We start from the raw sequence: 19,249 nt of genomic DNA on the forward strand, positions 1-19,249 counted from the left end.
GGTGGTGGCCGGGTCGCCGTGGCGGTGGAGGACGGATTCCGGTCCACCGTCGACACGCTCGTGGTCGATGCACCTATGCGTCGATGGGCCGGAGGGGGCGACAGGGATTGCCCACGGCGACGACACCGGAGGGGATGTCCTTCGTGACGACCGAACCGGCACCCACGATGCTGTTGTCGCCGACCGTCACGCCGGGGGTGAGGGTGACCGATCCCCCGAGCCATACGTTGTCGCCGATCACGACCGGTTCCGGGAGCTCCCACCCATCGAGGCGGCGCGTGATGTCCTGGGCGTGGTTGGGGGTGTAAATGCCGCAGCGCGGTCCGATGAGGCAGTCCGCGCCGATCGTGACCTGCCCGCCACCGATGACGAGGAAGTCGGCGTTGAGGAACGTCCGGTCACCGATGACGAGGCGCGTCCCGTAGTCGATGCTGATGGGCGGCCGGAAGTCGATGCCTTCGCCTGCGCCCGGGACGAGCTCGCGGAACAGCCGCCGTGCTTCGGCGGGGTCGTCGTAGAAGATCCGGTTGATTCTCGCGCATGTCGAGTGCGCTGCCCACGAGAGCTCCTGGAGCGCCGGGGACGTGCGGTAGCGAATCCAGTCGCCGGCGACCAGGCGCTGTAAGTCCTCATCGGTCGCGAGCAGGGCCGCCATCCTCTCGCCGGCGAGTCCGCCTTCGCGCTGGGTCATGCCCCGCCTCCCTATTTGTCAACGCGCTTAACATATTGACGCGGATCGCTTCCGTCAAGAGGGGGTGCGGCATGGTCGACCGGCCCGTGACCTGCGCAGATATGGCGGCTGAGCAGCTGCGGGCCCGCTACATCGAAGTGTGTAGCCGGGCGAGGCCGATCTCCTCACGGATGACGACGCGGGGAGGGGCAGCGGGCGGCAGTCTTGAGGGGTGCGGAAGGAGCCCCCGTTGTGATCGTGTACCTGATCATCGCTGCCGAGATCGCCTTCTGGGTGGTCCTGGCGGCCGGCCTCGCGGTGCGGTACGGACTGCGCCGGCCCCGGGTGGGCGGGGCGCTGCTGTTGTGCGTGCCGCTGATCGACGTGCTGCTGCTGACAGCCACGGTCCTGGACCTGCGCGGTGGCGCGGAGCCCGCGATGTCGCACGCGCTGGCCGTGCTGTACCTGGGCTTCACGGTGGGTTACGGCCACTATCTGATCCACTGGGCGGACGGCTGGGCCGCGCACCGCTGGGGCGGCGCGCCGCGCCCGGCCAAGCCCCCGCGGTACGGCTGGGCGCGGGCCCGCCACGAGTGGTGGCTGTGGCGGATGACGCTGGTGGGGATGGGCCTCTCGCTGGTGGTGGCGCAGCTGATGCTCTGGCTGATCGACCGGCCGGCGGCGGCGGAACCCCTGCGCGGCGCCCAGTGGGCGGCCGTGCGGATCCTGGGCATCCACGGGATCATCGCGCTCAGCTACACGATCTGGCGCAAGAACCCCCCGGTGTCCGCCGCCCCGGCCGCGGAGCGGCGGGAGACACCGGTGGGCTGAGCACCCGCGCCCCGTCAGGCGCCCGGGAACGGGCGGTCGCGGCGGCCGTGGCGGTTCAGCGGTTCTCGCCCGGCACCCACAGCACGTCGCCCTGCGCCTTGTTGGCCGTCCTGGCGAGGATGAACAGCAGGTCGGAGAGCCGGTTGAGGTAGGTGGCGGTCAGTTCGTTCATCGTGTCGCCGTGCTCGGCCAGCGCCGCCCAGGTGGAGCGCTCGGCGCGGCGTACGACCGTGGTGGCCTGGTGCAGCAGCGCCGCGCCGGGGGTGCCGCCGGGAAGGATGAAGCTGCGCAGCTTCTCCAGATCGGCGAGGAAGCGGTCGCAGTCCTCCTCCAGCCGGTCGATGTAGCTCTGCCGCACGCGCAGCGGGGGGTGCTCCGGGTTCTCGACGACCGGGGTGCACAGGTCGGCGCCGACGTCGAAGAGATCGTTCTGGACCCGGATCAGCACGGCGCCGACCTCCTCGGGCAGCGCGCCCAGGGCCAGCGCCGTACCGATCACCGCGTTGGCCTCGTTGGCGTCGGCGTAGGCGGCGATCCGCAGATCCGTCTTGGCGGTGCGGCTCATGTCGCCGAGCGCCGTGGTGCCTTTGTCTCCGGTACGGGTGTAGATCCGGGTGAGATTGACCATGCGGCCGAGACTAGCGCTCAGGCGCCGGCCCTGGTGAAGAGGCGGGTGCCGAGGGTGAGGGTGACGGCGGCCAGGGCCAGGGCCATGCCGGTGCCCAGCAGGAGGGTGCCGTCGCCGTAGTTGCCGACGAAGGCGGCGCGGACGGCCTCGACCAGGTAGCGGAACGGCACGAAGTGCGAGATGACGTTCAGCCAGGTGGGCGCGAGGGCCATCGGCAGCAGGATGCCGGAGAGCAGCATCATCGGCAGGTTGACGGAGTTGATGACGGGGGCGAACTCCTGCATGGTCGTCACCCGCATGGCCAGCGCGTAGGACAGAGAAGCCAGCGAGATGCCCAGCAGGCCGACGATGAGGAAGCCGGCGAGGACGCCGAGCACCGGGGCGCGCAGTCCGAGCAGCAGCCCGACCGCCACGACCAGGCAGGACTGGACGAGCAGTTGCAGGGCGTCGCGCAGGATGCGGCCCAGCAGCAGGGCGAGCCGGCTGACGGGGGTGACCCGCATGCGTTCCACGACGCCGAACTGCTTCTCCATGATGATGCCGAAGCCGGCGAACGCGGCGGAGAACAGCCCGAGCTGGATCAGCAGGCCGGGGACCAGGGTCTGCCAGGAGTCGCCCTCGCCGCCCAGTGGCATGTCCTGGAGCAGGGGGCCGAAGAAGGCGAGGAAGAGCAGGGGCTGCATCAGCCCGAAGACGACGCTGATCCGGGAGCGCAGGGTCTGCCGCAGGTAGCGGTGGAAGATCAGTCCGGTGTCCGGGAGCACGGTGGACATGGTGGGTTCGATTCCTGTCTGGCGTGGGCGTGGGCGTGGGCGTGGGCTTGAGCGCGGTCGGGCGCGGTGCCGTGCGGTGTGGTGTCGGCCCGGTCAGACGGCGACGGGGGCCGGGTCCCGCTCCGGCTGGGGGCCGCGTCCGGTGATGGCGATGAAGGTGTCCTGGAGGGTGGCGTCGGGGGAGCCGCCGTACCGGGTCTTCAGCTCCGCCGGGGTGCCCTCGGCGGCGACGCGCCCGTCGTCCACCACGATCAGCCGGTCGGAGAGGGCGTCCGCCTCGTCCAGGTAGTGCGTGGTGAGGAAGATCGTGGTGCCGTCCTGGGAGCGGATGCGGCGGATCAGGTTCCACAGGTCGGCGCGGCTGCCGGGGTCGAGCCCGGTGGTGGGCTCGTCCAGGAAGAGGACGCGGGGGCGGTGGGTGAGCGCCATGGCGATGTCCAGGCGCCGCCGCTGGCCGCCGGAGAGGGCGGCGCACTTGCGGTCCAGCAGGTCGGTGAGGTCGAGGTCCTCGGCCAGTTCGGCGACCCGGGCGTGAGCCTCTGCCCTGGTGAGCCGGTAGAGCCGCGCCTGGAGGGTGAGTTCGTCGCGGACCGTCTCGTGGGGGTCGGTGCCGCCGGACTGGGCGACGTAGCCGATCGCGCGGCGGACGGCGGCCTGCTCGGTGGCGAGGTCGTGCCCGGCGACGGTGGCGGTGCCCCGGGTGGGGGCGAGCAGCGTGGTGAGCATCCGCAGGGTGGTGGACTTGCCCGCTCCGTTGGGGCCCAGGAACCCGAGTATCTCGCCGGGTTCGACGCTCATGTCGATGCCGCGCACGGCGTCCACCGTGCCCCGTTTGGTGGTGTACGTGAGGGCCAGGTCGTGCGTGGTGAGGATCGGTGCCATGCCTGACACAAAAGCAGGGTCGCTTAAAAAATGCAATCGCCCCAAGTTTTAAGTTGGTCAAGGAACCTTTAGGATGGGGTCATGGCCGGGCTCAGGGAACGCAAGAAGCAGCAGACCAGGCAGCACATCTCCGACGTGGCCACCGGGATGTTCCTGGAACGGGGCTTCGACGAGGTGACGGTGGCGGAGGTCGCGGAGGCGGCGGACGTCTCCGTCAACACCGTCTACAACTACTTCCCGGCCAAGGAGGACCTGTTCCTGGACCGGCAGGAGGAGGCCATCGACCACCCCTCCCTGCTGGTGCGCGAGCGCGCCCCGGGACAGTCGGCGGCCGAGGCGGTGCTCGGCGCGATCCGGCAGGACATCATCAGCCGCGGCGCGCGGATCGGCATGGCCGAGGGCATGGGCCGTTTCATCCAGGTGATGTTCGGCACCGAGTCGCTGCGGCGCCGGATGATGGAGATCCACCAGCGGACCGGGGAACGCCTGACCGAGACACTGCGGGAGGCGGCGGGTGCCGACGAGCGCGACCATCTGCCCGAGCTGATCGCCGGCCAACTGCTGGCCATCCGGACGATGATCTTCCGCACCGTCGGGCACCGCATGATCGAGGGACGCCCGCTGGACGAGATCGCCGACCTGGCGCTGGAGAAGCTGGACGCCGCCCAGTCGCTGCTGTCCCAGCGGTTGCTCGACTACGCGCGCCGCCCGGCCGCCCCGGACACGCCGCCCGGCGGCCCCGGCGGCCCGAGCTGAGCGAATGGATGCCGCCCGGCGCATACTGGGAGCCGGTACGACGGACGAAGGAGGTGAGACCCCCGTGACCGCAGTGGCAGGTGGGGTGTCGCCGTGGGCGCCCCCGGGGTGTTCCGAGAGGTCGTCTGTTGATGATGCAGGACGGGAAGATCGTCGAGCGGCTGCGCGCCGCCGGCTGTGTGTTCGCCGAGGATGAGGCGCGGCTGATCATGGGCGCCGCGCGTGGCGCCGCCGAGCTGTCCGCCATGGTGGACCGGCGCCTGGCCGGGCTGCCGCTGGAACAGGTGGTGGGGTGGGCCGCGTTCAGCGGCCTGCGGATCGTGGTGGAGCCGGGGGTGTTCGTCCCCCGGCGGCGCACCGAGTTCCTGGTGCGGCAGGCGGTGACCGGCGGCGCGGTGGCGGCCGGGGACGTGGTGGTCGACCTGTGCTGCGGCTCGGGGGCGGTGGGAGCCGCGATCGCCGCCGCCGTACCGGGCGTCGAACTGCACGCCGCCGACATCGACCCGGCCGCCGTACGGTGCGCCCGGCGCAATGTGGCGGCCGCCGCGGGGCGCGTGTACGAGGGCGATCTGTACGCGCCGCTGCCGCCCCGGCTGCGCGGAACGGTGGCCGTGCTGGCCGCGAACGTGCCCTATGTGCCGAGCCGGGAGGTCGGCCTGCTGCCGGCCGAGGCCCGCGACCACGAGCCGCTGGTGGCGCTGGACGGCGGCGCGGACGGTCTGGACGTGCTGCGCCGGGTGGCCGCCGGGGCGGGGGAGTGGCTGGCCCCCGGCGGGCGGCTGCTGGTGGAGACGACGGAGCGTCAGGCGGCCCGGGCGGCGATGGTGTTCGCCCGGCACGGGCTGACGGCCCGGACAGCGGCCGACGAGGACGGGAACGCCACCGTGGTCATCGGCACCCGGTAGCATGACGGCAGCGTGCAAGCCTCCCGGCCGGTTGTTCTGAGGCCGGGAGGCTTTCTTTCATGACATACACACCTGATGTGCGCGTGCGCCGCGCGGGCGCCGACGACTTCCCCGTCCTGGAACGACTGTGGCCGATGTTCCGCCACGACCTCTCCGAGGTGCGCGGTCAGCTTCCCGACCCGGACGGCACCTTCCGCAGTGACCGGCTGACGGCCGCGTTCCGCGACCCCGGCTGGGCCGCCTACCTGGCGCTGCGGGGGGACCGGCCGGCCGGCTTCGCCCTCGTCCGGGCGCTGGAGACCCCGGTCCGGGTGCTCAACGCCTTCTTCGTGGTACGCGGCGCCCGCCGCTCCGGGGTGGGGATGACCGTCGTCCGGGAGGTGGTGGCCCAGCACCCGGGGCGCTGGGAGATCCCCTTCCAGGACGACAACCACACCGCCGCACGGTTCTGGCGCCGGGTGGCCGGTGAACTCGCCGGCCGGGACTGGACCGAGGAGCACCGCCCGGTTCCGGGCCGGCCGCAGTCGCCCCCGGACACCTGGATCGGCTTCACGGTCTGAGACGGAAACGGGTCGTGGCCGCCACCGGGATTGCCGGGGGCGGCCACGGCACGGCTCAGTCGAGGGAGTGCACCGCCACGTGCGGGGCCCCCGTCACACCGGTGCCGTGCGGCGCGGCGGTCGTCCCCCACGCCGGCTGGACGATGCCCGGGTCGGCGATCGGCAGGGTACGCGGCACCTCGGTGGCGCCTGCCCCGTGGACCGCTCCGCGCCCGGGCCGGACGATGCCGGGGTCGGCGATCGGCAGGGTGTGCGGCGCTTCGGCGGCAGCCTCCTCGATCGTTCCCTCCGCCGGCTGCACGATGCCCGGGTCGGCGATCGGCAGGGTGCGCGGGGCGTCCGCGGCCACCGGCGCGAGGGCCAGGGCCGGAACGGCGCCGAGGGTGAGGGTGGCGGCGGCGACCGCGCCCAGAACACCGGCGCGGAGGCTGGCGTGCGTCATGGGGATTCTCCCGATTCTCCGAGGGTGGGGATGAGACAGCCTCAGAGGTACCCGACGCACGCCGCCCGGCCGTCCCCTTGTGGGTGTGTGTCGCCCGCACGGGGGAAGGGCGGGATGCCTGTGCTAGCCCTCTTGGCGGTGGGTGTCCAGGAACCGGTGCTGCGCCGCGATCAGCGCGCTCGCCTCCACCTCCGCCGCCGGATGGCCGAAGTGTCCCGCGGTCAGCACGAACAGCTCCCGGGTGCCCGGCAGCGCGTTGTGGATGGCGAACTGGCCCGGCGGCGGGACCACCGGGTCGAACATCGCCGCGCCCACGTGCACCGGGATGTCCAGGAGGCCGGCGGCCGTCGCCGCGTCGAAGTACGACAGCACCCGGGCCACCCGGGGATCACGGACGTGCCGCTCCCGCACCGCCTCCCCGCTGCCCGCGCACGGCAGGGTCAGCCGCAGTGGATGGTTGCCGAAGCTCGGTACGACCAGGGTTGCCGCCCGGAAGCGGTCGTCCCAGGGCAGGGCGAGCGGGCCGATCCCGCCGCCGAAGCTCGCCCCGTGGTACGAGAGTCCGGCCGCCGCCTCCGGGATCAGCTCCAGCAGCGCCGTCGCCGCGCACCAGATGTCCGCCGCGCAGTCGCCGTGCACATAGCTCTCGCGCGCCTCGATGCCGTGCAGGACGTGCTCGCCGCCCCGCTCCGGGATGTCGGGGAAGCGGCTGGCGGTGCCCAGGCCCCGCAGCACCGGCCAGATGGCCGCCGCGCCGGGCGGCGGCAGCAGCGGTTCGGGGAATTCGCGACCGCCATAGCCGTGGGTGGCCACACAGCCCCGGGTGACCCGCCCGTCGGCCGGGACGGTCAGCCAGCCGCCGATCCGCCGGCCGCCCACCGAGACGTAGTCGAGGCGGTGCACCCGTATGCCGCCCGCCTCGTGCTCCACCGGGCCCAGGCGCGGGGCCACCTGCACCTCCATCGCCGCCGCGTGCCGCGCCCGCCAGAATCCGGTGAAGTCCTCCGGGGCCGGCGGGGCGCCCACCGCCAGCAGGGCGTCCAGGTCGTAGCCGTACGTCGGATCGAAGGGGAAGTCATGGCGCAGGTCCACGCGCTGAGTGTTTGCCTTCGTCAATTCCTGCTGCGGGGTCATGAGTTCCTCACGGATGTGCGGGGCGGGCCTTTCCGGCCGGCGGCGATGAGCTTCCGAGTGGCTCAAGCATCCCTCCCGTTCTCGGCTCGAAACTTTTTCAGCCCGCTCCCTTGACGCTCGTCACAGCGGTCCCTACGGTCGCTGCAACGAATCAGCAGACAACTCATTGTTGCTGCTCATCAGTTGCTGATACGAAACAGCAAGGGGACGCAGTGCCAGTCAAACGCCACCGGCAGGCGCCGACGCAGTCGGATGTGGCGCGCCGCGCAGGGGTGTCGCAGGCGACCGTGTCGGCCGTGATCAACGGCCGGGCAGCCAGCAGCCGTATCCCGGCCGAAACCGAACGGCTCGTCAAGGACACCATCCGCGAATTGGGCTATGCGGCGAATCCCGCCGCCCGCTCCCTGAAGGGCAAGGGAAACCGGCTGCTGGGGGTGCACACCTTCGAGGCGGTCTTCCCGATCAGCAGCCGCGACTTCTACCACGGGTTCCTCATCGGAGTGGAGGAGCAGGCCGTCGCCGAGGGCTACGACCTGGTCCTGTTCACCTCCACCGAGGACGACAACGGCGAACGCCGCCTCTACCGCGACGGCACCAACCGCCTGAACGTCGCCGACGGCAGCGTGCTGCTCGGTATCACCCACGACCACTCCGATGTGGCCCGGCTCAGCCGCGACGGCTACCCCTTCGTCCACATCGGGCGTCGCGCCGTCTCCGGCGCCGACATCGCCTGGGTGAGCGCGGACTACACCGCCGGGACCCGGGATGCCGTCCAGGACCTCATCGACGCCGGCCACACCCGCATCGGCTACCTCGGGCTCACCGACCGCACCGAACCGCTCGCCGACCGCGAGGCGGGCTACCGTGCGGCCTGCGCCGCCGCGGGCATCCCGCCGCTGCCCGTCCTGATGAACCCGCACGACCTGGAACAGGAGTGGTTCGACCTCGCCATCGGCTCGGGTATCACCGCCTTCGTCGCCGAGGAGGAGTCCCTCACCGACCGGATCGCCGCGTTCGCCGCGCACCGCGCCCTGCGCATCCCCGCCGACCTCTCCGTCGTCACCCTCCGCGACACCAGCGGCGGCCCGTACCCGGGCACCCCCTGGAGCTCGCTGGGCATTCCGCGCAACGCGATCGGCCGCGCCGCCGTGCGGCTGCTCGTCGAGACGCTGCACGAGCCCGACACCCCGCGCCCCCGGCAGCTCCTGCTCGCCTGCGCACCGCCCGCGCCCTCCACCGTCGCCGCGCCGCCCACCCGCCAGGGAGTGTCATGACCCGGATCAGTGCCGACATCGCCGTCATCGGCGGCGGCCTCGGCGGGGTCGCCGCCGCCCTCGCCGCCGCCCGCAGCGGGCTGCGGGTGGTGCTCACCGAGGAGTACGACTGGGTCGGCGGCCAGCTCACCGTGCAGGGCACCCCGCCCGACGAGCACCCGTGGATCGAGCAGTTCGGCTCCACCGCCTCCTACCGGGCGATGCGCGAGGGCATCCGCGACTACTACCGGCGCTGGTATCCGCTCACCGCCGAGGCCCGCGCCGACCGCGCCCTGAACCCCGGCAACGGCCGGGTCAGCGCGCTGTGCGCCGAGCCGCGGGTGGCACACGACGTGCTGCGCGCGCTGCTCGCCCCGCACCAGGCCGCCGGCCGGCTCGACCTGCGCACCGGGTACCGGCCGGTGGCGGCCACCACCGACGGCGACACGGTCACGAGTGTGACGCTCGATCCGGTACGGGAGGGGGAGCCGTTCACCGTCACCGCCCCGTACATCCTGGACGCCACCGAGACCGGTGAGCTGCTGCCGCTGACCGGCACCGAGCATGTCACCGGCTTCGAGTCCCGAGAGGTCACCGGCGAGCCGAGCGCCCCCGCGACCGCCCAGCCGCACAACATCCAGGCCGCCTCCTGGTGCCTGGCCCTGGAGCACCGGGCCGGCGAGGACCACACCATCGACAAGCCGGACGACTACGGATTCTGGCGCGACTACCAGCCCCCGTACTGGCCAGGACCGTTCTTCGGCCTGCTCGCCCCCAAGCCGCAGACCCTGGAACCCACCCGGCGGCTGCTGGAACCCAACCCCGACCCGGCCGCCGGGTCGCCGCCCCTCGCCGGTGACCTCGATCTGTGGGCGTTCCGCCGCATCCTGGCCCGGGAGAACTTCACCCCCGGCGCCCTGGAGTCCGACGTCATCATCGTCAACTGGCCGATGATCGACTACGTCGAGGGCCCGCTGTTCGGCGGCGGCCCCGAGGAGGACGCCCGCCATCTGGCCGGCGCCCGCGCCATGAGCCGCAGCTTCCTGTACTGGATGCAGACCGAACTGCCGCGCGCCGACGGCGGTACGGGGCTGCCCGGGCTGCGCACCCGCCCCGATGTGGTGGGGACGGCGGACGGGCTGACCATGGGTCCCTACCACCGCGAGTCGCGCCGTATCCAGGCCGTGCACACCATCACCGAGCAGGAGGTGTCGCTCGCGGTACGCGGCGAGCGCGGCGCCGTCCCGCACCCGGACTCGGTCGGCATCGGCTCGTACCGCATCGACCTGCACCCCTCCACCGGCGGCGACAACTACATCGATGTCGGCTCCTGCCCCTTCCAGATCCCGCTGGGGGCGCTGCTGCCGCGGCGGATCACCAATCTGCTGCCGGCCGCGAAGAACATCGGCACCACCCACATCACCAACGGCTGCTACCGGCTGCACCCCGTCGAGTGGAACATCGGCGAGGCCGCCGGGCTGCTGGCCGTCTACTGCCTGCGCGAGCGGGCCACCCCGCACCAGGTCCGCGAGGACGCCACCCATCTCGAGGACTACCGCCGCCTGCTGACCGGCCACGGCGTGGAACTCGCCTGGCCCGAGGTCCACGGCTACTGAGCACCCCCCGTCCCACCAGGGAGAGACAGAACATGAACGCAATGACGCGTAGGTCCTGGCAGTTCGACCGAAGAAGATTCCTCGCCGCCGGCGGCGCCGTCACCCTGGGGGCCGGTGCGCTGGGTGCGCTCAGCGCCTGCACCCTGAGCCCGGAGGGCGGCGGCAGTGACGGCGGCACGACCGACGCCGAGGGAGAGGCGCCCGAGCTGAAGCGGCTCGTGGACGAGGGCAAGCTGCCGCCGCTGGCCGAGCGCATCCCCGCGAAGCCGCTGGTGGTGACCCCGGTGGACGAGGTGGGCCGGTACGGCGGCACCTGGCGGAACGCGCTGATCGGCGCCGGTGACACCTTCCGGCTCCAGTTCACCCTGGGGTACGAGAACCTGGTGCGCTGGGACCTGGACTGGAAGGCGACGGTGCCCAACGTCGCCGAGTCGGTGACCGTCAACGAGGACGCCACCCGGTTCACCTTCGTGCTGCGGGAGGGCATGAAGTGGTCCGACGGCGAGCCGTTCACGGTGGACGATGTGCTGTTCGCCTTCCACGACATCGCCATGAACAAGGCCGTCATCCCCGACACCCCGGGCCATCTGTCGGTGGACGGTGAACCGGCCCGCCTGGAGCGGATCGACGATCTCACCCTGGAGTTCACCTTCGCCGCGCCCCGGGCGCTGTTCCTGGAACAGCTGGCGAGCGGGCCCAGCGACATGCTCACCCGGCTGCCCAGGCACTATCTGAGCCAGTTCCACCCCGATTACGCCGAGGACGCCGAGCAGGCCGCCAGGGACCTGGACTACTCGGGCGCCATGGAACTGCTCCAGGACGCCATGTACGCGGGCGCGCTGTGGACCAATCCGGCGCTGCCCCGGCTGCACGCCTGGATACCGGGGAACGCGGTCGGCGACGGCACCAGGATGCGGTTCCAGCGCAATCCGTACTACTGGAAGGTGGATACGGCGGGCAATCAGCTGCCGTACCTCAACGGCATCGACTTCGCCATGGTGCAGGACTCCGAGGTGCTGCTGCTCAATGTGCTCCAGGGCGAGATCGACATGCTGGACCGGCATGTCAACACCACCCGCAACAAGCCGGTGCTGGCAGCCGAACGGGAATCGGGCGGGTACCGGTTCTTCGATCTGGTGCCGGACAAGCTCAACACCCTCACCATCATGCTCAATCTCACCTGCCAGGACGAGGCGAAGCGGGAGGTCTTCCAGAACCGGGACTTCCGGATCGGGCTCTCCCACGCCATCAACCGGCTGGAACTGATCACCACCGTGCACGCCCGCCAGGGCGAGCCCTGGCAGGTGGCGCCGCTGCGGGAGTCAGAGCTGTTCGACGAGGAAATGGCCAAGCAGTACACCGCATTCGATCTCGATCTCGCCAATGAGTATCTGGACCGCACCGGCTGGACCCGGCGCAATGGCGAGGGCATCAGGCTCGGCCCGGACGGCAGGCCGATCTCCTTCCGGGTGCTGGTGGGCACCGGGGCCGGCAAGCCGGAGCTGGCGGACGCGCTGGAACTGATCCGCCCGGGCTGGCGCACGGTCGGGGTCGACATGCGGGTCCAGAACGAGGACGAGACGCTGCGTACCCAGCTCATCCAGGCCAATGAGCACCAGGCGCTGGTCTGGGACGGCGACGGTGGCCTGGACACGGTCAACACCCCCGGTTTCTTCATGCCGGAATGGGGCGACAATTCGGCATTCTGCCCGGATTGGTTCACCTGGCTGGCAACGGAAGGGGCCGACGGCCAGGAGCCCCCGGAGCCGGCCAAGGAGCAGTACCGGATCTACCACGAGCAGATCGCCGCCGAGCCGGACCGCGAGCGCCGCAACGCCCTGATGCGGGAAATCCTCGACATCGCCAAGGAACAGTTCTGGACGATCGGCGTGTCCACCGCGCTGCCCGGCTACGGCATCGTCGGCGAGCATTTCCGCAACATGGTCCAGCAGACCTATTTCGCCGGCAAGTTCCCCTATCCGGGTGTCACCAACCCCGAGCAGTACTACCTCGATTCCGACTCCTGACACCTGACATCCGGAAAGACTGACGGGACGGTCTGCGGTGCTGAGCTATGTGGCACGACGGTGCCTCTACATGATCCCGACGCTCTTCGGGATATCGGTGGTGGCCTTCGCCATCATCCAACTGCCGCCGGGCGACTTTCTGACCACCCTGGTCGCCCGGATGGAGAACCAGGGCGAACGCATGGACCAGGCCCAGATGGCGGCCCTGCGTGAACGCTACGGCCTGGGCGACCCGATGTACCAGCAATATCTGAAGTGGATCGGCAACATCCTCTTCCACGGCGACTTCGGCCAGTCCTTCGAATACAGCAAGACCGTCTCCTCCCTGGTGATGGACCGGCTGCCGATGACGATCCTGCTGGCCGTCACAACCCTCCTCGCCGGCTGGATCATCGCCTTCCCCATCGGGCTCTACTCGGCGGTCCGGCAGTACTCGGCCGGCGACTACCTCGCCACCACCATCGGATTCCTCGGACTCGCCATCCCCAACTTCATGATCGCCTTGGTGCTGATGTATCTGGGCTACAGCGTCTTCGGTATGAGCGTCGGCGGCCTCTTCTCACCCGAATTCGAGGACGCCGCCTGGAACCTGGGCAAGTTCCTCGATCTGCTCGGCCATCTGTGGGTGCCCATCGTGGTGCTCGGTACGGCCGGCACCGCCGGGCTCATCCGCATCCTGCGCGCCAATCTCCTCGACGAACTGCGCAAGCCGTACGTGGTGGCCGCCCGCGCCCGCGGCATGAGCGAACGCCGACTGGTCCGCAAGTATCCGCTGCGGGTCGCCCTCAACCCGTTCGTCTCCACCGTGGGCTGGGTGCTGCCGGGCCTGGTCTCCGGCGAGGTCATCGTCTCCCAGGTGCTCTCCCTGCCCACCACAGGACCGCTGCTGCTGGGCGCGCTCCGCAGCCAGGACATGTACCTGGCCTCTTCGATCATCCTCATCGTCAGTGTGCTGACCGTGATCGGCACGCTGCTCTCCGACATCCTGCTCGCCTGGCTCGACCCCCGGGTCCGGCTCGGACAGCGGTAGGGGGCCCGCCATGTCAGCCGATCTGTCCACACCCGCCGCCCAGAATTCCGACGACACCGCCGACAAGCGGTTCACCGCCTCCCAGTGGCGGCTCATCTGGTGGAAGTTCCGCCGCCACAAGCTCGCCATGGCCGGCGCCGTCATCACCCTCCTCTTCTACTTCGTCGCCCTGTTCGCCGAGTTCCTCGCCCCCTACGGCACCGAACACTTCAACGGCGACTACACCTACGCCCCGCCCCAGACGCTCCATCTCGACGGCGACGGCCTCTACGTCAACGGCTACACCGCCACCATCGACAACGACACCTACGAGCAGACCTACACCGAAGACCCGGGACAGCGGATCTCCGTCGGCTTCCTGGTCCGGGGCGAGGAGTACAAGATCCTCGGCCTCATCCCCTTCGACCGGCACCTCATCGGCCCCACCGAACCCGGTGCCCCCGTCTACCTGCTGGGCGCCGACCGCACCGGCCACGACCTGCTGTCCCTGCTCATCCACGGCACCCGCGTCTCGATGACCATCGGCCTGGTCGGCGTCGCCCTCGCCTTCGCCCTCGGGGTGGCCCTCGGCGGCGTCTCCGGCTACTTCGGCGGCAAGACCGACACCGTCATCCAGCGCCTCGTCGAGTTCTTCATGTCGGTCCCCACCCTGCCGCTGTGGCTCGGCCTGGCCGCCGCCCTCCCGTACGACTGGGGGCCCGTCCAGCGTTACTTCGCCATCACCGTCATCCTCGCGATCATCGGCTGGACGGATCTGGCCCGGGTGGTACGCGGCAGGTTCCTCTCGCTGCGCGGCGAGGACTTCGTCACCTCGGCCCGGCTGGACGGCTGCCGGCAACCCCGGGTGATCTTCCGGCACATGCTGCCCTCCTTCTCCAGCCACCTCATCGCGTCCCTGTCGCTGTCCATCCCCGGGATGATCCTCGCCGAGACCTCCCTCAGCTTCCTGGGCCTGGGCCTCCAGTCACCCGTCGTCAGCTGGGGCGTCCTCCTCCAGGACGCCCAGAACATCCGCGTGCTGTCCACCGCCCCCTGGCTGATGATCCCCGGCCTCGCCGTCATCCTCGCCGTCCTCGCGCTGAACTTCGCCGGCGACGGACTGCGGGACGCCGCCGACCCGTACAAGAAATAGCGGAGCAGGACCATGACGACTCCACCGACACAACAGACCCCCCTGCTGGACATCGCCGGGCTGAAGACCCACTTCCACACCCGGGAGGGCACCGTACGCGCCGTCGACGGCGTCAGCTTCACCGTGCCGCGCGGCAAGATCGTCTGCGTGGTCGGCGAATCCGGCTGCGGCAAGAGCATGACCGCCCGCTCCGTCCTTGGCCTCGTCGACGAACCCGGGCGCATCGAGGCCGGCACCATCCACTGGCACCCGAGCAGCCGCGAACACCCGGTCGACCTCGCTGCCCTCGACCCCACAGGACCCGAACTGCGCGCCGTGCGGGGCGGCGAGATCGCCATGGTCTTCCAGGAGCCGATGGCCGCGCTCTCCCCCATGTACTCCATCGGCGACCAGCTCACCGAAGCCATCCGGCTCCATCTGCCGCTGGGCCGCGCCGCCGCCCGCGAACGCGCCGTGCACCTGCTGCGCAAGGTCGGCATCCCGCGCCCCGAGGAACGCATGGACGCCTACTCCTTCCAGCTCTCCGGCGGCATGTGCCAGCGCGCCATGATCGCCATCGCCCTGGCCTGCGACCCCGCCCTGCTCATCGCCGACGAACCCACCACGGCGCTGGACGTCACCACCCAGGCCCGCATCATCGACCTGCTCCGCGAACTCCAGGCCGACACCGGCATGTCCGTCCTCTTCATCACCCACGACCTCGGCGTGGTCGCCGAGATCGCCGACGAGGTCGTCGTCATGTACCTGGGCCGGGTCGCCGAACAGGGGCCCGTCGACGCGATCTTCCACGACCCGCAGCATCCCTACACCCGCGCCCTGCTCGGCTCCGTCCCCCGCATGGGCGCCGGCACAGGACAGCGGCTCACCACCATCCCCGGCAACGTCCCGCACCCCTCCGAACGCCCCGCGGGCTGCCCCTTCCACCCCCGCTGCGACCGCGCCCGCCCCGGGCTGTGCGACACCGCCGAACCACCCGAGGTCCCTACCGCGCCCGACCGCCGGGTCCGTTGCGTTCTGCACGCCCCGCGCACCGAAGGAGCACCCGCATGAGCGCGCCGCTGCTCGACGTGCAAGGGGTACGGGTCCACTTCCCCGTCAAGCGCGGGCTGCTGGGGCGCACCACGGGCCACATCCGGGCCGTCGACGGCATCGACCTGGCCGTCAAGGAGGGCGAGACCCTGGGCCTGGTCGGGGAATCCGGCTGCGGCAAGACGACGCTGGGCCGCTCCCTGGCCCGGATCCTCGCCCCGACGGCCGGCCGTGTCGCCTACCGCCGCGCGGACGGCACCTCCGTCGACGTCGCCACCCTCTCCGGCGCCGCCCTGCGCGACTACCGGCGCGAGGTCCGCGTCGTCTTCCAGGACCCCTTCTCCTCCCTCAATCCCCGCATGACGCTGCTCCAGATCATCGGCGACCCGCTGCGCTCGTACGGCATCGCCACCGGCGGCGAACTGGAGGACCGCGTCGCGGCGATGCTGCGCCGTGTCGGCCTTTCCCCCCGCTATCTGCACCGCTACCCGCACGCCTTCTCCGGCGGCGAACGGCAGCGCGTCAACATCGCCCGCGCCCTCATCGTGCGCCCCCGCCTGGTCATCGCCGACGAACCCGTCTCCGCCCTCGATGTCTCCGTCCGCGCCCAGATCCTCAATCTGCTGCGCGACCTCCAGGAAGAGCTGGGTCTCACCTACCTCTTCATCTCCCACGACCTGTCCGTCGTCGAAAGCGTCTGTGACCGCGTGGCCGTGATGTACCTGGGCAAGATCGCCGAGGTGGCCGACACCGGCGAGCTGTACTCCCGGCCGCACCACCCGTACACCGAGGCGCTGCTGTCCGCCGTGCCCCGCCCCGACCCCCGGCTGCGCGACACCGGGCGCCGCATCCGGCTCACCGACGACCTGCCCGACCCCGCCCATCCGCCGAAGGGCTGCTCCTTCCACACCCGCTGCCGCTACGCCGTCCCCGGCGTCTGCGACATCGCCGGAGCGCCACCGGCCCTGGCCGGGACCGGGGACAGCCGGCTGGCGGCCTGCCACCGCACCACCGCACTCGAACTGACCGGCGTCGAACCGACAGGAGCCCCGACACCATGACGCCCCGCACCACCACCCCCGCCACCAGCGACGCGACCGACACCGCCGCGCTGCGCGCCCTCGCCGACCGGCTCACACTGGAGCAGAAGGTCCGGCTGCTGACCGGCGCCGACAGCTGGAGCCTGCACGCGGAACCCGCCATCGGCCTGCGCCGCATCGTCGTCTCCGACGGCCCGAGCGGCATCCGCGGCGAGAGCTGGGACGGCCGTTTCTCCGCCCTCAACCTGCCCTCCGCCACCGCCCTGTCCGCCTCCTGGGACCCGGATCTGGCCCGCCGCTACGGCGCCGTCCTCGCCGTGGAGGCCCGCCGGATGGGCGCCGACGTGGTCCTCGGCCCCACCATCAACCTGCACCGCAGCCCGCTGGGCGGCCGGCACTTCGAGGCGTACTCCGAGGACCCGCTGCTCACCTCCCGGCTGTGCGCCGCCTATGTCCGCGCCGTCCAGGCCGGCGGCGTCGGCGCCACGCCCAAGCACTACGTCGCCAACGACTCCGAGACCGACCGCTTCACCTACGACGCCCGGATCGACGAGCGCACCCTGCGCGAGGTGTATCTCGCCGCCTTCGAGGACACCGTGGTCCACGAGCGGCCCTGGCTGGTGATGTCCGCCTACAACTCGGTCAACGGCGCCACCATGACCGAGAACCCGCTGCTCGCCGAACCCCTGTGCGGCGAATGGGGCTTCGACGGCGTGGTCTGCTCCGACTGGTGGGCCGCCCGCACCACAGAACCGGCCGCACTCGCCCGCCAGGACCTGGTGATGCCGGGCCCCGACGGACCGTGGGGCGAGAAGCTGGTGGCCGCCGTACGCGAAGGGCGGGTGCCGCAGGCCGACATCGACGAGAAGGTGCTGCGCATCCTGCGGATGGCCGCCAGGGTCGGCGCCCTGGACGGCTTCACCCCCGCCGTCACCGCCCCGCCCGCAGCCGAGGACGGCCCGGCGCTGGCCCGCGAGGCCGCCGCCGAAGGCATCGTGCTGGTCCGCAACGCGGGCGCCGAACTCCCCTGGGCGCCGGGCTCCCTGAGCTCCGTCGCCGTCATCGGGCACAACGCGTATCTGGCCCGCACCCAGGGCGGCGGCAGCGCCTCCGTCGAGCCCGACCATGTGATCTCCCCGCTGGACGGGCTGCGCGCCGCCCTGCCGGGGGCCGACATCAGCTGGCACATCGGCGCCGAGGCGCAGCGCGGCATCGCCCCGTTCGCCGGCACCGACCTGACCGACCCGGTGAGCGGGGAGCGCGGGGTCCGACTGGTCGCCCGCCGCGCGGACGGCACCGTCGTCATCGACGAACGCCGCCGGGACGCCAACCTGGTACGTCTGGGCACCGCCCGGCTCGCGGACGCCACCCGCATCGAACTGCGGACCCGCTACACCCCCACATACAGCGGCCCGGCCCGGATCGGTGTCGCCACCGCCGGGCGGCTGCGGCTGCTGCTCGACGGCACCGAGGCGGTCGCCACCGAGCTGATCCACGACGGCGAGGAATTCGGCGGCGGCCTGGTGGCCCCGCCCACCGTCTCCACGGCCGTCGAGCTCACCGAGGGCAACGCGCTCGATCTCACCGTCGAGCTGACCATCCCGGAGCGCGAGGGCCCCGAGTCCGGCGTCACCCTGGTGGCCGGCTTCGACCTGGTGACCGCCGACGGTGACCGGCTCATCGCGGACGCCGTGGCCGCCGCCCGCGCCGCCGAGGTGGCTCTCGTGGTGGTCGGCACCAGTGCCGAGGTGGAGAGCGAGGGCTTCGACCGCACCACTCTCGCCCTCCAGGGCCGCCAGGACGAACTGGTACGCGCGGTCGCCGCCGTCAACCCCCGCACCGTGGTCGTTGTCAACTCCGGTGCCCCCGTACTGCTGCCCTGGCGCGATGAGGTGGCCGCGATCCTGCTCACCTGGTTCGGAGGCCAGGAGTTCGGCCACGCGCTGGCCGACGTGCTGCTGGGCCTGCGCGAGCCCGGCGGCCGGCTCCCCACCACCTGGCCGAAGAGCGAGAGGGACGTACCCGTCCTCGACACCACCCCGCGCGACGGCGCGCTCCCGTACACCGAGGGCATCCACCTCGGCTACCGCGCCTGGCTCAAGGCCGGCACCGAACCCGCGTACCCCTTCGGCTTCGGTCTTGGCTACACCGACTGGGAGCTGACCGGCGCGCACGCGGAAGGTACGGAGCTGACCGCGACCGTACGCAACACCGGCGCCCGGGCCGGCAAGCAGGTCGTCCAGGTCTATCTCTCCCGTCCGCAGTCGGCGATCGACCGCCCGGTGCGCTGGCTGGCGGGCTTCGCACCGGTACGCGCGGGCGCCGGTGAGGAGACCACCGTCACCCTGCCGCTGCCGGCCCGCGCCTTCCAGCACTGGGCTGGTGGGGGCACCTCCCGGACGGAGTCCGGGGGAGGCGGCTGGCGCACCGAACCCGGCGTCTTCCGCGCCCACCTCGGCTTCGACAGCCGGCAGTTGCCGCTGGCCGTCGATCTGACCATCACAAAAGAGGAGGCGTGACCGCACCACCCGGCACACACCC

At 71.4% G+C, this 19,249-nt stretch carries 18 protein-coding genes; 12 read left to right on the forward strand and 6 right to left on the reverse strand.

All coding sequences use genetic code 11. The annotated features are described in order from the left end of the window. Positions 1–73 precede the first annotated feature (73 nt). On the reverse strand, positions 74–691 hold the full coding sequence (locus SXIM_RS20550) for a sugar O-acetyltransferase (protein ID WP_199811811.1): 618 nt from the start codon (positions 689–691) through the stop codon (positions 74–76). 231 nt (positions 692–922) lie between these two features. Between SXIM_RS20550 and SXIM_RS20555 the strand changes: the two genes are divergently transcribed. Beyond that, positions 923–1,501, forward strand: a complete 579-nt coding sequence (locus SXIM_RS20555) for a hypothetical protein (RefSeq protein WP_046724836.1) — start codon at positions 923–925, stop codon at positions 1,499–1,501. 55 nt (positions 1,502–1,556) lie between these two features. Here the strand turns inward: SXIM_RS20555 and SXIM_RS20560 are convergent, their stop codons facing one another. The 3 genes from SXIM_RS20560 to SXIM_RS20570 form a co-directional block, all read right to left on the reverse strand. Continuing rightward, positions 1,557–2,129 (reverse strand): cob(I)yrinic acid a,c-diamide adenosyltransferase, encoded by a 573-nt coding sequence (locus SXIM_RS20560; protein ID WP_030733598.1) that lies wholly within the window; start codon positions 2,127–2,129, stop codon positions 1,557–1,559. 17 nt (positions 2,130–2,146) lie between these two features. Next, positions 2,147–2,902, reverse strand: a complete 756-nt coding sequence (locus tag SXIM_RS20565; RefSeq protein ID WP_046724837.1) for an ABC transporter permease — start codon at positions 2,900–2,902, stop codon at positions 2,147–2,149. A gap of 93 nt (positions 2,903–2,995) precedes the next feature. Continuing rightward, the gene (locus SXIM_RS20570; protein ID WP_030733600.1) at positions 2,996–3,784 is read right to left on the reverse strand and encodes an ABC transporter ATP-binding protein; all 789 of its coding nucleotides are present in this window, start codon (positions 3,782–3,784) and stop codon (positions 2,996–2,998) included. Positions 3,785–3,865: 81 nt separating this feature from the next. Here SXIM_RS20570 and SXIM_RS20575 point away from each other — a divergent pair, with 81 nt between their 5' ends. The 3 genes from SXIM_RS20575 to SXIM_RS20585 all read left to right on the forward strand — a co-directional run bounded on the left by SXIM_RS20575 (position 3,866) and on the right by SXIM_RS20585 (position 6,005). Beyond that, complete coding sequence (locus SXIM_RS20575; protein ID WP_030733602.1) at positions 3,866–4,540, forward strand: TetR/AcrR family transcriptional regulator; 675 nt, start codon at positions 3,866–3,868, stop codon at positions 4,538–4,540. Between the two features lie 131 nt (positions 4,541–4,671). Further along, the gene (locus tag SXIM_RS20580; RefSeq protein ID WP_030733603.1) at positions 4,672–5,445 is read left to right on the forward strand and encodes a putative protein N(5)-glutamine methyltransferase; all 774 of its coding nucleotides are present in this window, start codon (positions 4,672–4,674) and stop codon (positions 5,443–5,445) included. 59 nt (positions 5,446–5,504) lie between these two features. Continuing rightward, entirely contained in the window at positions 5,505–6,005 is a 501-nt protein-coding gene (locus SXIM_RS20585; RefSeq protein ID WP_030733604.1) for a GNAT family N-acetyltransferase, read from the forward strand. A gap of 55 nt (positions 6,006–6,060) precedes the next feature. Here the strand turns inward: SXIM_RS20585 and SXIM_RS20590 are convergent, their stop codons facing one another. Further along, on the reverse strand, positions 6,061–6,447 hold the full coding sequence (locus SXIM_RS20590) for a hypothetical protein (RefSeq protein ID WP_046724838.1): 387 nt from the start codon (positions 6,445–6,447) through the stop codon (positions 6,061–6,063). A 123-nt stretch (positions 6,448–6,570) separates the two neighbouring features. Beyond that, a complete protein-coding gene (locus tag SXIM_RS20595) occupies positions 6,571–7,581 on the reverse strand; it encodes an acetylxylan esterase (protein WP_046724839.1) in 1,011 nt (336 codons plus the stop codon). Positions 7,582–7,835: 254 nt separating this feature from the next. Here SXIM_RS20595 and SXIM_RS20600 point away from each other — a divergent pair, with 254 nt between their 5' ends. The 8 genes from SXIM_RS20600 to SXIM_RS20635 are packed head-to-tail and all read left to right on the forward strand — an operon-like array spanning position 7,836 to position 19,227. Beyond that, on the forward strand, positions 7,836–8,855 hold the full coding sequence (locus tag SXIM_RS20600) for a LacI family DNA-binding transcriptional regulator (RefSeq protein WP_046724840.1): 1,020 nt from the start codon (positions 7,836–7,838) through the stop codon (positions 8,853–8,855). After that, positions 8,852–10,450, forward strand: a complete 1,599-nt coding sequence (locus tag SXIM_RS20605; RefSeq protein WP_030733609.1) for an FAD-dependent oxidoreductase — start codon at positions 8,852–8,854, stop codon at positions 10,448–10,450. The genes SXIM_RS20600 and SXIM_RS20605 overlap by 4 nt, the downstream gene beginning before the upstream one ends. A 32-nt stretch (positions 10,451–10,482) precedes the next feature. Continuing rightward, on the forward strand, positions 10,483–12,477 hold the full coding sequence (locus tag SXIM_RS20610; protein WP_078846992.1) for an ABC transporter substrate-binding protein: 1,995 nt from the start codon (positions 10,483–10,485) through the stop codon (positions 12,475–12,477). Between the two features lie 49 nt (positions 12,478–12,526). Then, positions 12,527–13,507 (forward strand): ABC transporter permease, encoded by a 981-nt coding sequence (locus tag SXIM_RS20615; RefSeq protein ID WP_262833888.1) that lies wholly within the window; start codon positions 12,527–12,529, stop codon positions 13,505–13,507. 10 nt (positions 13,508–13,517) lie between these two features. Then, positions 13,518–14,639 carry an ABC transporter permease gene (locus SXIM_RS20620; protein ID WP_030733613.1) on the forward strand — a complete coding sequence of 374 codons (1,122 nt, stop codon included), beginning with the start codon at positions 13,518–13,520 and terminating at the stop codon, positions 14,637–14,639. A gap of 12 nt (positions 14,640–14,651) precedes the next feature. Next, positions 14,652–15,689, forward strand: a complete 1,038-nt coding sequence (locus SXIM_RS20625; RefSeq protein ID WP_030733614.1) for an ABC transporter ATP-binding protein — start codon at positions 14,652–14,654, stop codon at positions 15,687–15,689. Beyond that, positions 15,686–16,729, forward strand: coding sequence for an ABC transporter ATP-binding protein (locus tag SXIM_RS20630; RefSeq protein WP_046724841.1), 1,044 nt, complete (start codon positions 15,686–15,688; stop codon positions 16,727–16,729). The genes SXIM_RS20625 and SXIM_RS20630 overlap by 4 nt, the downstream gene beginning before the upstream one ends. Then, on the forward strand, positions 16,726–19,227 hold the full coding sequence (locus SXIM_RS20635; RefSeq protein WP_046724842.1) for a beta-glucosidase family protein: 2,502 nt from the start codon (positions 16,726–16,728) through the stop codon (positions 19,225–19,227). The genes SXIM_RS20630 and SXIM_RS20635 overlap by 4 nt, the downstream gene beginning before the upstream one ends. The last annotated feature ends 22 nt before the right edge of the window (positions 19,228–19,249 follow it).

Source organism: Streptomyces xiamenensis (assembly GCF_000993785.3).
GTDB lineage: Bacteria > Actinomycetota > Actinomycetes > Streptomycetales > Streptomycetaceae > Streptomyces > Streptomyces xiamenensis.

What these genes read in the sequence shown, in the direction of transcription:
- SXIM_RS20585 (WP_030733604.1), top strand. Translation starts at nt 5,505, where the DNA reads ATGACATACACACCTGATGTGCGCGTGCGCCGCGCGGGCGCCGACGAC.
- SXIM_RS20560 (WP_030733598.1), bottom strand. Translation starts at nt 2,129, where the DNA reads ATGGTCAATCTCACCCGGATCTACACCCGTACCGGAGACAAAGGCACC.
- SXIM_RS20610 (WP_078846992.1), top strand. Translation starts at nt 10,483, where the DNA reads ATGAACGCAATGACGCGTAGGTCCTGGCAGTTCGACCGAAGAAGATTC.
- SXIM_RS20550 (WP_199811811.1), bottom strand. Translation starts at nt 691, where the DNA reads ATGACCCAGCGCGAAGGCGGACTCGCCGGCGAGAGGATGGCGGCCCTG.
- SXIM_RS20620 (WP_030733613.1), top strand. Translation starts at nt 13,518, where the DNA reads ATGTCAGCCGATCTGTCCACACCCGCCGCCCAGAATTCCGACGACACC.
- SXIM_RS20575 (WP_030733602.1), top strand. Translation starts at nt 3,866, where the DNA reads ATGGCCGGGCTCAGGGAACGCAAGAAGCAGCAGACCAGGCAGCACATC.
- SXIM_RS20630 (WP_046724841.1), top strand. Translation starts at nt 15,686, where the DNA reads ATGAGCGCGCCGCTGCTCGACGTGCAAGGGGTACGGGTCCACTTCCCC.
- SXIM_RS20565 (WP_046724837.1), bottom strand. Translation starts at nt 2,902, where the DNA reads ATGTCCACCGTGCTCCCGGACACCGGACTGATCTTCCACCGCTACCTG.
- SXIM_RS20590 (WP_046724838.1), bottom strand. Translation starts at nt 6,447, where the DNA reads ATGACGCACGCCAGCCTCCGCGCCGGTGTTCTGGGCGCGGTCGCCGCC.
- SXIM_RS20635 (WP_046724842.1), top strand. Translation starts at nt 16,726, where the DNA reads ATGACGCCCCGCACCACCACCCCCGCCACCAGCGACGCGACCGACACC.
- SXIM_RS20580 (WP_030733603.1), top strand. Translation starts at nt 4,672, where the DNA reads ATGATGCAGGACGGGAAGATCGTCGAGCGGCTGCGCGCCGCCGGCTGT.
- SXIM_RS20595 (WP_046724839.1), bottom strand. Translation starts at nt 7,581, where the DNA reads ATGACCCCGCAGCAGGAATTGACGAAGGCAAACACTCAGCGCGTGGAC.
- SXIM_RS20570 (WP_030733600.1), bottom strand. Translation starts at nt 3,784, where the DNA reads ATGGCACCGATCCTCACCACGCACGACCTGGCCCTCACGTACACCACC.
- SXIM_RS20625 (WP_030733614.1), top strand. Translation starts at nt 14,652, where the DNA reads ATGACGACTCCACCGACACAACAGACCCCCCTGCTGGACATCGCCGGG.
- SXIM_RS20605 (WP_030733609.1), top strand. Translation starts at nt 8,852, where the DNA reads ATGACCCGGATCAGTGCCGACATCGCCGTCATCGGCGGCGGCCTCGGC.